The organism is Chryseomicrobium aureum (assembly GCF_043182735.1).
Taxonomy (GTDB): domain Bacteria; phylum Bacillota; class Bacilli; order Bacillales_A; family Planococcaceae; genus Chryseomicrobium; species Chryseomicrobium aureum.
Window position 1 is genome coordinate 608,183 of sequence record NZ_CP171117.1, and the last position, 12,041, is coordinate 620,223.

The 12,041-nt window shown below is 48.1% G+C and carries 6 protein-coding genes, 10 tRNA genes and 3 rRNA genes; 18 read left to right on the forward strand and 1 reads right to left on the reverse strand.

Features of this window, described 5'->3' with window-relative positions; genetic code table 11:
* Position 1: 1 nt before the first annotated feature.
* From rsbW to rrf, 18 genes are all read left to right on the forward strand, one after another.
* Complete coding sequence (gene rsbW / locus ACF3OH_RS03370) at positions 2–472, forward strand: anti-sigma B factor RsbW (protein ID WP_204590660.1); 471 nt, start codon at positions 2–4, stop codon at positions 470–472.
* The gene (gene sigB, locus ACF3OH_RS03375) at positions 450–1,235 is read left to right on the forward strand and encodes an RNA polymerase sigma factor SigB (RefSeq protein WP_392455817.1); all 786 of its coding nucleotides are present in this window, start codon (positions 450–452) and stop codon (positions 1,233–1,235) included. The genes rsbW and sigB overlap by 23 nt, the downstream gene beginning before the upstream one ends.
* The gene (locus ACF3OH_RS03380; RefSeq protein ID WP_338032463.1) at positions 1,232–1,843 is read left to right on the forward strand and encodes a PP2C family serine/threonine-protein phosphatase; all 612 of its coding nucleotides are present in this window, start codon (positions 1,232–1,234) and stop codon (positions 1,841–1,843) included. The genes sigB and ACF3OH_RS03380 overlap by 4 nt, the downstream gene beginning before the upstream one ends.
* Positions 1,844–1,929: 86 nt before the next feature.
* Positions 1,930–4,068: a Tex family protein gene (locus ACF3OH_RS03385; protein ID WP_392455818.1), complete on the forward strand. Its 2,139-nt coding sequence runs from the start codon at positions 1,930–1,932 to the stop codon at positions 4,066–4,068.
* A 192-nt stretch (positions 4,069–4,260) separates the two neighbouring features.
* Entirely contained in the window at positions 4,261–4,728 is a 468-nt protein-coding gene (locus ACF3OH_RS03390; protein WP_392455820.1) for a SprT family protein, read from the forward strand.
* Positions 4,729–4,816: 88 nt separating this feature from the next.
* A tRNA-Asn gene (locus ACF3OH_RS03395) sits at positions 4,817–4,892 on the forward strand.
* Positions 4,893–4,897: 5 nt separating this feature from the next.
* Positions 4,898–4,969 (forward strand) — tRNA-Glu (locus tag ACF3OH_RS03400).
* 27 nt (positions 4,970–4,996) lie between these two features.
* Positions 4,997–5,072: transfer RNA gene (locus tag ACF3OH_RS03405), tRNA-Asp, on the forward strand.
* A gap of 9 nt (positions 5,073–5,081) precedes the next feature.
* Positions 5,082–5,156: transfer RNA gene (locus ACF3OH_RS03410), tRNA-Gln, on the forward strand.
* Between the two features lie 11 nt (positions 5,157–5,167).
* Positions 5,168–5,243, forward strand: a tRNA-Lys gene (locus ACF3OH_RS03415).
* A 72-nt stretch (positions 5,244–5,315) separates the two neighbouring features.
* Positions 5,316–5,402 (forward strand) — tRNA-Leu (locus ACF3OH_RS03420).
* Between the two features lie 10 nt (positions 5,403–5,412).
* A tRNA-Arg gene (locus ACF3OH_RS03425) sits at positions 5,413–5,489 on the forward strand.
* A gap of 31 nt (positions 5,490–5,520) precedes the next feature.
* Positions 5,521–5,594 (forward strand) — tRNA-Gly (locus ACF3OH_RS03430).
* Between the two features lie 178 nt (positions 5,595–5,772).
* A 16S ribosomal RNA gene (locus tag ACF3OH_RS03435) occupies positions 5,773–7,325 on the forward strand.
* Positions 7,326–7,413: 88 nt separating this feature from the next.
* Positions 7,414–7,490, forward strand: a tRNA-Ile gene (locus ACF3OH_RS03440).
* A 24-nt stretch (positions 7,491–7,514) separates the two neighbouring features.
* A tRNA-Ala gene (locus ACF3OH_RS03445) sits at positions 7,515–7,590 on the forward strand.
* A 109-nt stretch (positions 7,591–7,699) separates the two neighbouring features.
* Positions 7,700–10,625: ribosomal RNA gene (locus ACF3OH_RS03450) — 23S ribosomal RNA — on the forward strand.
* A 303-nt stretch (positions 10,626–10,928) separates the two neighbouring features.
* Positions 10,929–11,044: ribosomal RNA gene (gene rrf / locus ACF3OH_RS03455) — 5S ribosomal RNA — on the forward strand.
* The 16S, 23S and 5S rRNA genes sit together here with 10 tRNA genes alongside, the layout of an rRNA operon.
* Before the next feature lie 641 nt (positions 11,045–11,685).
* Here the strand turns inward: rrf and ACF3OH_RS03460 are convergent.
* Positions 11,686–12,033, reverse strand: a complete 348-nt coding sequence (locus ACF3OH_RS03460; RefSeq protein WP_392455821.1) for a TIGR04104 family putative zinc finger protein — start codon at positions 12,031–12,033, stop codon at positions 11,686–11,688.
* Positions 12,034–12,041 lie beyond the last annotated feature (8 nt).

Here is a 12,041-nt window from a genome sequence, read left to right on the forward strand (position 1 = left end):
GATGAAGCCATTTGATTACGTAGAAATACGTGTACCCGCAAAGACACAATTCGTCAGTGTGGCTCGTCTTACGATATCAGGTTTAGCCAACCGTTTAGGATTTTCGTACGATGACATTGAAGACGTGAAAATTGCAGCCTCGGAAGCTATTACAAACGCAGTGCAACATGCCTATCAAGAAAACGAAGAAGGCGAAGTCGTTATTGGATGTGCTCTATACGAGGGGAAAATGGAAATCATGGTTGCAGATCATGGAAAGAGCTTTGACTTCCAAGAAACTCGCGCGAAATTAGGGCCTTACTCAGACACGGAGGAAGTATCTTTTATGCGTGAAGGAGGCCTTGGTCTTTACCTAATTGAAACGCTCATGGATGAAGTGAAAGTTCATCATCAAGAGGGCGTGACGATCTTTATGACGAAAAACGTCGGATCTGAGCAGGTGAACGGCAATGTCGAAAACGTCTCATCATAATCAAGCTTCTAAAGAACAAGTGATGGACTGGTTAAAAGACTATCAAGCCACGCAGTCTGAAGAATCCCAAACTCAGCTTGTTCTACATTATCAACGCTTAGTTGAATCAATTGCACGAAAGTATTCAAACGGTAAGTCTCATCATGAAGATATTGCGCAAGTAGGTATGCTTGGGTTATTGGGTGCGATGAAACGATATGATGAAAATTTCGGTCGCAGCTTTGAAGCCTTTGCCGTACCTACTATTATTGGTGAAATCAAACGGTTTTTGCGTGATAAGACGTGGGCTGTTCATGTACCACGACGTATCAAAGAATTAGGACCTCGTATCCGCGCGGCTGCTGAAGAACTAACTACGCAACTCCAACGTTCTCCGCAAGTATATGAAATCGCGGAGTATCTAGAGGTAGATGTAGAAGATGTTCTAGAAGCAATGGAGATGGGCAAGAGCTACCAAGCCCTTTCAATGGACCATTCTTTAGAAGCAGATTCAGAGGGAAGTACGATTACATTGTTTGATGTGATTGGCCAAGAAGATGGCGAGTTTGAAAAGACAGATCAACGAATGCTCGTTGCAAATGCACTCCAATACCTATCCGATCGTGAAAAAGAAGTGATTCAGCTTACATACATTGAGCAGCTTAGCCAAAAAGATGCTGGTGAACGCCTGGGTATTTCGCAAATGCATGTTTCCCGTATCCAGCGTAAAGCTATCAAAAAGCTACAGGACGCTATTCTATCAGCAGGTGGAATGGACGAGTGAAGCAAATTGATTCACAAGTGATGCATGTCCGCGTATATAATGAAGCGAAAGATGGGAATCGTCTCTCAGGGGACACATATTATATCGCGGAATATCCGAATTTCTTTTTATGTGCAATCGCAGACGGCTTAGGAAATGGGCCGGTAGCTAAGGAGTCAGCAGATGTGATACCAGAGATTCTTGCCGAATATGGCGAAGAATCTATCGACTCGTTAATGGAACGTTGCAATAATGAAATGATTTATAAGCGTGGTGCTGCGGTCGCTTTAGTAAAAGTCGATTACAAGGCCAGAACACTTTCATATAGTTGCGTTGGAAACGTCAAATTTTATATGTATCAAAAAAAGTTTGATAAAATGATCTATCCGCTTCCGGTCATGGGGTATTTATCTGGTAGAAAACAATCACTACGGACTCAAACATATCCCGTCTACCCAGGCGATACTTTCCTACTGCATTCAGATGGGGTCAACATCCGTAATCCTAAAGAAATAATTCGTTCTGCACGCTCAGCTGACCATTTATACGAGCGTGTAATGACAGATATGAAGTTTGGCGACGATGCAACATTTATCGCCGGACGGCTACTTTTTCATGAAGAGGTATAGAACCTTCTGCATTTGCAGGAGGTTTTTTTGTTTGGTTCTTTCTATGGTATTCTAGGAAAGTAGTTCACTAAGAAGGACGTGACAAAATGAAAATTCATGAACAAATCGCGAAAGAACTTCAGATAAAAGCTTCTCAAGTCAGTCAAGTCATTGCGCTACTTGAAGATGCCAAAACAGTTCCGTTCATTGCACGCTATCGAAAAGAGCAGACGGGTTCTTTAGATGAAGTGCAGATTAAAGCAATTGAAGACCGCTTTGCCTATATGAATCAATTGGCTGATCGAAAGGAAGAAGTGCTACGTGTCATAGAAGAACAGGGGAAGTTGACGCAAGAACTTCGAAAACAAATTGAAGAAGCAACCGTCTTACAACGAGTAGAAGATTATTACCGTCCTTATAAACAAAAGAAGCGCACGAAAGCGACAATTGCCAAAGAACTTGGTCTCGAACCGCTCGCTACGGAGGTTTTAAAATGGCCGTCGACTACTCCTGAAAAACTAGCAGGTCCTTATGTCAAAGGGGATATAGAAACTATAGAGCAAGCTTTACAGGGAGCATCCGATATTATTGCTGAAATGATTTCGGATGATCCGGACGTTCGATCCACTTTACGCGCTTTCTACAAGCGACAGGCAAGAATAACAACAAAACTTAAAAAGGGTGCCGTCGATGAAAAAGCTGTATTCGAAATGTACTATGAGTATTCAGAAGCGGTGTCGAAAATCGTTCCACACAGAACACTCGCTATAAATCGCGGAGAAAAAGAAGACGTGTTACGTGTCGCTATCGAAGTAGATGTGGATCAAGCTGTCGCAAAAATCGGCAGTCGGTGGACACCGCCAACAAGTCATCCACTTTTCTCCTATACGCAAACTATCCTTTTAGATGCATGGAAGCGATTGATTCATCCCGCACTTGAGCGAGAAATACGAAGTGAATTAACAGAAGTGGCAGAAGCACAAGCAATCCATATCTTTGCTGAAAATCTAAAGAGTCTATTACTACAACCACCGATAAAAGGAAAAGTAGTGTTAGGTGTTGACCCAGCATTTCGAACAGGTTGTAAGTTGGCAATCATCGATGAAAACGGCAAAGTGCTCAAAATTGATGCCATCTATCCACATGCACCGATGAATAAAGTGAAAGAAGCACAGGACAAGATTATCCGTCTGTTGAAAGACTTCCCAATCTCCTTGATTGCAATTGGCAATGGGACGGCTTCACGTGAAACCGAACAGTTCATCGCAGAATGCCTTCGCATTTCCGGAAGCGATGCGGCTTATGTGATTGTCAATGAAGCGGGTGCCTCTGTCTATTCAGCATCTGAGACGGCTCGTCAGGAATTCCCTGAACTGCAAGTGGAACAACGTAGTGCGGTATCCATTGCGCGTCGACTGCAAGATCCTTTGTCAGAGCTCGTGAAAATTGAACCAAAAGCGGTTGGTGTCGGCCAATACCAACACGATGTGACGCAAAAGAAGCTGGCAGAATCCTTGCACTTTGTAGTAGAAACTGCGGTAAACCAAGTCGGAGTTGATGTAAATACAGCCTCTTCCTCACTTTTGCAATACGTTGCAGGACTATCCAAAGCAGTGGCTGAGAATGTAGTGGCTCTTCGGAACGAAACGGGAACATTTACGTCTCGTACACAACTGAAGAAAGTTCCGCGACTTGGCGCAAAGACTTATGAGCAAGCAATCGGATTCTTACGCGTACCTGAAGCAAAAAATCCGCTCGATAAAACAGCTATCCACCCTGAAAGTTACTCGGCAGCTGAGCAGATAATCAAGCAAGCGGGACTCACTTTAAAACAAATCGGAACTCCAGAAGCCCAACAAGCACTTGATGCAATTGTCTATTCCGAAGAGTTAGGAGTAGGGAAAGAAACATTTAAAGATATTGTGGATGCTTTAAAACGACCACAGCGTGATCCGCGAGACGCCTATCCCCAGCCACTTCTCAAGACAGACATTTTGAAGCTTGAGGATTTGAAGCCAGGTATGGAACTTCAAGGCACTGTTCGAAATGTTGTGGATTTTGGAGCATTTGTTGACATAGGTGTAAAACAAGATGGTCTTGTCCACATTTCGAAATTAAAAAAAGGCTTCGTGCGACACCCGCTTGAAGTGGTTTCGCTAGGAGATATTGTTACGGTTTGGATTGAGGGTGTGTCTATTGAAAAAGGAAGGGTCGCACTGACTATGGTTTCTCCAGAGAAGAACTGAGTATGAAATGGTAAGCCTCCATCCAGAACGTCATTTCCTGGGAGAGTTTCACCGAGCTTCCTCACATCGACTTCGTCTCGTTGTGGGGTCTCGGTAAGACTCTAACAGCCCGGGAATTAACATTCCGGATTCCAGTCAATGTGAATTTCAACCTAAACATTTCATTTAGCATTTTAGAAGGAGAGGCAGATTATGTCTGAAGAGGAATTACAAGTTTTAGTTGAACAGCTTTCTTTAAATTATTTTTATAAACCTTTTCGTCATACCGCTCGCTTTAATTCAAGACTCCGAACCACAGGAGGGCGCTACCTATTAATTTCTCACGACATTGAAATTAATCCACGCTATGTAAGTCACGGAAGTCTGGAGGAAGTGGAGGGAATTATCAAACACGAATTGGTTCATTACCATTTACATTTGGAAGGAAGAGGGTATAAACATGGTGATCAGGAGTTTAAACAACTATTAAAAGAAGTAGGGGCTCCTCGTTTCTGTCGAGCAATCTCGGACACAAAACAAAAGAAGAGACCTCACATACACCTGTATCGATGTCTAAAATGCAGTCAGAATTATAGTCGGAAAATTCGAATGAATACCGATAAATACAGGTGTAGCAAGTGTTCTGGTCGGTTGGAGTACGGCGGAATAAAAAAACTATAAAAATATAGAGAAAAACTGTTGACCTTTCTATAAGGTGTATCTATAATAATAAAAGTCAGCTGATGACGCAGCAACAAAACAACAACATTCCGAAGTAGCTCAGTTGGTAGAGCATCCGGCTGTTAACCGGCAGGTCGCAGGTTCGAGTCCTGCCTTCGGAGCCATTCATGGCCCCTTGGTCAAGCGGTTAAGACACCGCCCTTTCACGGCGGTAACACGGGTTCGAATCCCGTAGGGGTCATTTTTCTTTTGCTATTATACATAATGTGGTCCCGTGGTGTAGCGGTTAACATGCCTGCCTGTCACGCAGGAGATCGCGGGTTCGATTCCCGTCGGGACCGCCATTTTATTACTGGGGTATAGCCAAGCGGTAAGGCAACGGATTTTGATTCCGTCATGCCTAGGTTCGAATCCTAGTACCCCAGCCATTTTTTATAGAGAGCCATTAGCTCAGTTGGTAGAGCATCTGACTTTTAATCAGAGGGTCGAAGGTTCGAGTCCTTCATGGCTCACCATTTTCCCTTGACAGTAAGTAAGGAATTATAGTAGAATAGTGATTGTCGCATCAATTCATGATTGATGACTACGCGGTCGTGGCGGAATGGCAGACGCGCTAGGTTGAGGGCCTAGTGGGGGTTAACCCCGTGGAGGTTCAAGTCCTCTCGGCCGCACCATTCAAAAATAGCGCCCGTAGCTCAATTGGATAGAGCGTCTGACTACGGATCAGAAGGTTGTGGGTTCGACTCCTGCCGGGCGCGCCAATAACTTTATTCTTACTAACATACAAATCACGCGGGTGTAGTTTAGTGGTAAAACCCCAGCCTTCCAAGCTGGTGATGAGGGTTCGATTCCCTTCACCCGCTCCAATTTATTTGAGAGCATTAAAGCTGAACATTGAAAACTGAACATGCAAGACGTTAAGATTAACCTTTCGAAGCTAACCCTCGTTAGTGGAGAAGGATATTTTTTTGGATATCGATATTGGAGTGTTTAACACTCGAATAAATGATGCCAGCAACAAAATGAGCTTCTATTAAGTTCTCTTTTATGGAGAGTTTGATCCTGGCTCAGGACGAACGCTGGCGGCGTGCCTAATACATGCAAGTCGAGCGGATGAAGGAGGAGCTTGCTCCTCCAGATTCAGCGGCGGACGGGTGAGTAACACGTGGGCAACCTGCCCTGTAGATTGGGATAACTCCGGGAAACCGGGGCTAATACCGAATAATCCACCAGACCACATGGTCCGGTGTTGAAAGGCGGCCTCGGCTGTCACTACAGGATGGGCCCGCGGCGCATTAGCTAGTTGGTGGGGTAACGGCCCACCAAGGCGACGATGCGTAGCCGACCTGAGAGGGTGATCGGCCACACTGGGACTGAGACACGGCCCAGACTCCTACGGGAGGCAGCAGTAGGGAATCTTCCACAATGGACGAAAGTCTGATGGAGCAACGCCGCGTGAGTGAAGAAGGTTCTCGGATCGTAAAACTCTGTTGTGAGGGAAGAACAAGTACCGGAGTAACTGCCGGTACCTTGACGGTACCTCATTAGAAAGCCACGGCTAACTACGTGCCAGCAGCCGCGGTAATACGTAGGTGGCAAGCGTTGTCCGGAATCATTGGGCGTAAAGCGCGCGCAGGCGGTCCCTTAAGTCTGATGTGAAAGCCCACGGCTCAACCGTGGAGGGTCATTGGAAACTGGGGGACTTGAGTGCAGAAGAGGAAAGCGGAATTCCAAGTGTAGCGGTGAAATGCGTAGAGATTTGGAGGAACACCAGTGGCGAAGGCGGCTTTCTGGTCTGTAACTGACGCTGAGGCGCGAAAGCGTGGGGAGCAAACAGGATTAGATACCCTGGTAGTCCACGCCGTAAACGATGAGTGCTAAGTGTTAGGGGGTTTCCGCCCCTTAGTGCTGCAGCTAACGCATTAAGCACTCCGCCTGGGGAGTACGGTCGCAAGACTGAAACTCAAAGGAATTGACGGGGGCCCGCACAAGCGGTGGAGCATGTGGTTTAATTCGAAGCAACGCGAAGAACCTTACCAGGTCTTGACATCCCGCCGACCGCCTAGGAGACTAGGCCTTCCCTTCGGGGACGGCGGTGACAGGTGGTGCATGGTTGTCGTCAGCTCGTGTCGTGAGATGTTGGGTTAAGTCCCGCAACGAGCGCAACCCTTGATCTTAGTTGCCAGCATTCAGTTGGGCACTCTAAGGTGACTGCCGGTGACAAACCGGAGGAAGGTGGGGATGACGTCAAATCATCATGCCCCTTATGACCTGGGCTACACACGTGCTACAATGGATGGTACAAAGGGCTGCGAACCCGCGAGGGGGAGCCAATCCCATAAAACCATTCTCAGTTCGGATTGTAGGCTGCAACTCGCCTACATGAAGCTGGAATCGCTAGTAATCGTGGATCAGCATGCCACGGTGAATACGTTCCCGGGCCTTGTACACACCGCCCGTCACACCACGAGAGTTTGTAACACCCGAAGTCGGTGGGGTAACCTTTATGGGGCCAGCCGCCGAAGGTGGGACAGATGATTGGGGTGAAGTCGTAACAAGGTAGCCGTATCGGAAGGTGCGGCTGGATCACCTCCTTTCTAAGGATTATTTCGGAACAGACCCTTTGGTCTGACTTGACGTCTTGCAGTTCAGTTTTGAATGTTCAACTACAATTGCATTCTTTTGGGGCCTATAGCTCAGCTGGTTAGAGCGCACGCCTGATAAGCGTGAGGTCGATGGTTCGAGTCCATTTAGGCCCACCATTTTTTAATTAGATACCCATTCTCGGGGCCTTAGCTCAGCTGGGAGAGCGCCTGCCTTGCACGCAGGAGGTCAGCGGTTCGATCCCGCTAGGCTCCACCAATTCTTGTTCTTTGAAAACTGGATAGAACGACATTGATTGTAACAAAACACAACGTCAAGCAATTGACGTGTGACCTTAAGTCTCTTCTTTATGGAGAGCACTAACTTAGGTTAAGTTAGGAAGGGCGCACGGTGGATGCCTTGGCACTAGGAGCCTATGAAGGACGGCACTAACACCGATATGCTTCGGGGAGCTGTAAGTGAGCTTTGATCCGGAGATTTCCGAATGGGGAAACCCAGCACGCGTAATGGCGTGTTACCTTCCAGTGAATACATAGCTGGTCGGAGGCAGACCCAGGGAACTGAAACATCTAAGTACCTGGAGGAAGAGAAAGAAAAATCGATTCCCTGAGTAGCGGCGAGCGAAACGGGAAGAGCCCAAACCAAGAGGCTTGCCTCTTGGGGTTGTAGGACACTCTATACGGAGTTACAAAGGCAAGGGGTAGACGAAGCGGTCTGGAAAGGCCCACGACACGAGGTAAGAGTCCTGTAGTCCAAACCCATTGCCCTCCAGAGTGGATCCTGAGTACGGCGGAACACGTGAAATTCCGTCGGAATCCGGGAGGACCATCTCCCAAGGCTAAATACTCCCTAGTGACCGATAGTGAACCAGTACCGTGAGGGAAAGGTGAAAAGCACCCCGGAAGGGGAGTGAAAGAGATCCTGAAACCGTGTGCCTACAAGTAGTTAGAGCCCGTTAATGGGTGATAGCGTGCCTTTTGTAGAATGAACCGGCGAGTTACGATTCCATGCAAGGTTAAGTCGAGGAGACGGAGCCGCAGCGAAAGCGAGTCTGAACAGGGCGAATGAGTATGGGGTCGTAGACCCGAAACCAGGTGATCTACCCATGTCCAGGATGAAGGTGAGGTAACACTCACTGGAGGTCCGAACCCACGCACGTTGAAAAGTGCGGGGATGAGGTGTGGGTAGCGGAGAAATTCCAATCGAACCTGGAGATAGCTGGTTCTCTCCGAAATAGCTTTAGGGCTAGCCTCAGATGAAGAATCTCGGAGGTAGAGCACTGTTTGGACTAGGGGCCCATCCCGGGTTACCGAATTCAGACAAACTCCGAATGCCGATGATTTGTATCTGGGAGTCAGACTGCGAGTGATAAGATCCGTAGTCAAGAGGGAAACAGCCCAGACCACCAGCTAAGGTCCCCAAGTAACCGTTAAGTGGAAAAGGATGTGGCGTTGCTTAGACAACCAGGATGTTGGCTTAGAAGCAGCCATCATTTAAAGAGTGCGTAATAGCTCACTGGTCGAGTGACGCTGCGCCGAAAATGTATCGGGGCTAAACGGTTCACCGAAGCTGTGGATGCATACCTAGGGTATGCGTGGTAGGAGAGCGTTCTAAGGGCGTCGAAGTCTGACCGGAAGGACAGGTGGAGCGCTTAGAAGTGAGAATGCCGGTATGAGTAGCGAAAGATGGGTGAGAATCCCATCCACCGTATGACCAAGGTTTCCTGAGGAAGGCTCGTCCGCTCAGGGTCAGTCGGGACCTAAGTCGAGGCCGATAGGCGTAGACGATGGACAACAGGTTGATATTCCTGTACCACCTCCCCGCCATTTGAGTGATGGGGGGACGCAGTAGGATAGGGAAGCGTGCCGTTGGATGTGCACGTTCAAGCAGTGAGGTGTGATGTGAGGCAAATCCCGCATCTATAACACCAGGCTGTGATGAGGAGGACGTAGTCCGAAGTTTCTGATTTCACGCTGCCAAGAAAAGCCTCTAGCGAGGCGGGAGGTGCCCGTACCGCAAACCGACACAGGTGGTCGAGGAGAGAATCCTAAGGTGAGCGAGTGAACTCTCGTTAAGGAACTCGGCAAAATGACCCCGTAACTTCGGGAGAAGGGGTGCTCTGACAGGGTGAAAGCCCGAGAGAGCCGCAGTGAATAGGCCCAGGCGACTGTTTAGCAAAAACACAGGTCTCTGCAAAACCGTAAGGTGACGTATAGGGGCTGACGCCTGCCCGGTGCTGGAAGGTTAAGAGGAGTGCTTAGCGCAAGCGAAGGTGCGAATTGAAGCCCCAGTAAACGGCGGCCGTAACTATAACGGTCCTAAGGTAGCGAAATTCCTTGTCGGGTAAGTTCCGACCCGCACGAAAGGCGTAACGATCTGGGCACTGTCTCAACGAGAGACTCGGTGAAATTATAGTACCTGTGAAGATGCAGGTTACCCGCGACAGGACGGAAAGACCCCGTGGAGCTTTACTGTAGCCTGATATTGAACTTTGGTGCAACTTGTACAGGATAGGTAGGAGCCTAAGAGCCCGGAGCGCCAGCTTCGGAGGAGGCGTCGGTGGGATACTACCCTGGTTGTATTGAAGTTCTAACCCATGCCCGTGACCCGGGCAGGAGACAGTGTCAGGCGGACAGTTTGACTGGGGCGGTCGCCTCCTAAAGTGTAACGGAGGCGCCCAAAGGTTCCCTCAGAATGGTTGGAAATCATTCGAAGAGTGTAAAGGCAGAAGGGAGCTTGACTGCGAGACCTACAAGTCGAGCAGGGTCGAAAGACGGGCTTAGTGATCCGGTGGTTCCGCATGGAAGGGCCATCGCTCAACGGATAAAAGCTACCCCGGGGATAACAGGCTTATCTCCCCCAAGAGTCCACATCGACGGGGAGGTTTGGCACCTCGATGTCGGCTCATCGCATCCTGGGGCTGTAGTCGGTCCCAAGGGTTGGGCTGTTCGCCCATTAAAGCGGTACGCGAGCTGGGTTCAGAACGTCGTGAGACAGTTCGGTCCCTATCCGTCGTGGGCGTAGGAAATTTGAGAGGAGCTGTCCTTAGTACGAGAGGACCGGGATGGACACACCGCTGGTGTACCAGTTGTCTTGCCAAAGGCATCGCTGGGTAGCTATGTGTGGACGGGATAAGTGCTGAAAGCATCTAAGCATGAAGCCCCCCTCAAGATGAGATTTCCCATTACGCAAGTAAGTAAGATCCCTCAAAGACGATGAGGTAGATAGGTTCGGGGTGGAAGCACGGCGACGTGTGGAGCTGACGAATACTAATCGATCGAGGACTTAACCAAAAAACGAGATGTGAAGTGACCTGCGCAAGAAACTCCGAGTAGATCGGACGTGCACGAGAAGACGGTCTTCGTCTTATCGGGTGCGGCCGGTCTGGGAGTGTGTTTCTAGGTCACGGAACTCGACAACATTTAGATGTGGCGGCGACTGTCCAGAAATGCCGAGATAAGATGGCAGACACAGCGAGGTTCTACCTCGATGGGGCTGACAGCTTGTGGAGTGTATTTCTAGGAGCCAGAACTCGATTCCATATCTGAACACAATCAATTGTCATTCTATCCAGTTTTGAGCGAACAGGCTCAAGGTCTAGTGATGATGGCGAAGAGGTCACACCCGTTCCCATACCGAACACGGAAGTTAAGCTCTTCAGCGCCGATGGTAGTTGGGGGTCTCCCCCTGTGAGAGTAGGACGTCGCTGGGCAACAAGAGAAGAAGGTCATCCCGTCAGGGGGTGGCCTTTTTTGTATGCAAAAAAGTAAGACAACCTTTTCATACGCTGTTTGTCTTCTCTCAGATGGATGTGTCTCCCCTGCGATGTTCGTCTGAAGAGCCAGTCCACGAACGAAGAGGACAGCAAGTGAGATCAAACTTCACTTTCTTGTAAGAACTGAAGTCACAAAACCCTTGCTAGTAAGACCTGAAATGTCAAAGACTTCTTTCTAGCAAATGCTTGAATACAAAATGCGTTTCTAGGAAGCCCTTAGATCTCCAAGTGTATTTCTAGCAAGCTCCGATCTGTCAGTGGTCGAACGCCAGTCTACAAAGTTTAAATAAGAAATTAAGAGGGATAACTTCTCAGTGGCAATCAATCATGGAGTCCAGGTCGTCATTTCCCGGGCCATCTGAGTTTTCCCGAGACCCGGCAACGAAGATGAAAGAGCTCTTCTTTCAGCTTACGTGGGGAGGCTCGGGGAAAGTCCCCCAGGAAATGGCGGCCTGGATGGAGGGATTGACAGCTAAGAAATACCCCCACCTGTCCTCTTCGTTCTTACTTTAATCTTTAGAACAAGCATCATAAGATAGACCTTGCAATTTGAAGTACACATCGCTTTGCAAAAAAGCTTACTTCTTCTTTTTCTTTCTAGGCGGCCGCTGCATTCCCGCCAATTTCTGATTATCACTCGTCAACTCAATCGTAAACGGATACAGCAAGAATACAGCTAAAAACAATCCTACAGAAAGTAAAACAGACGAAGTGACAGACAAATCAACAAGAACACGAATCAGTAAAATAACGACCATTACCATCACAGCATACGTCCCACTTCGCATACGCGAGTGAGCAGACAAGTACTGTCGTGCGCCACACTTCTCACAGCTCTGTTCAGAATTTGATAGCCATGCACGTTTTAAAGCTGCTGGATAAGACCAGATATGCCCACAGTTCTGACAAATACGTTTGTTATTCAAAGTACCAA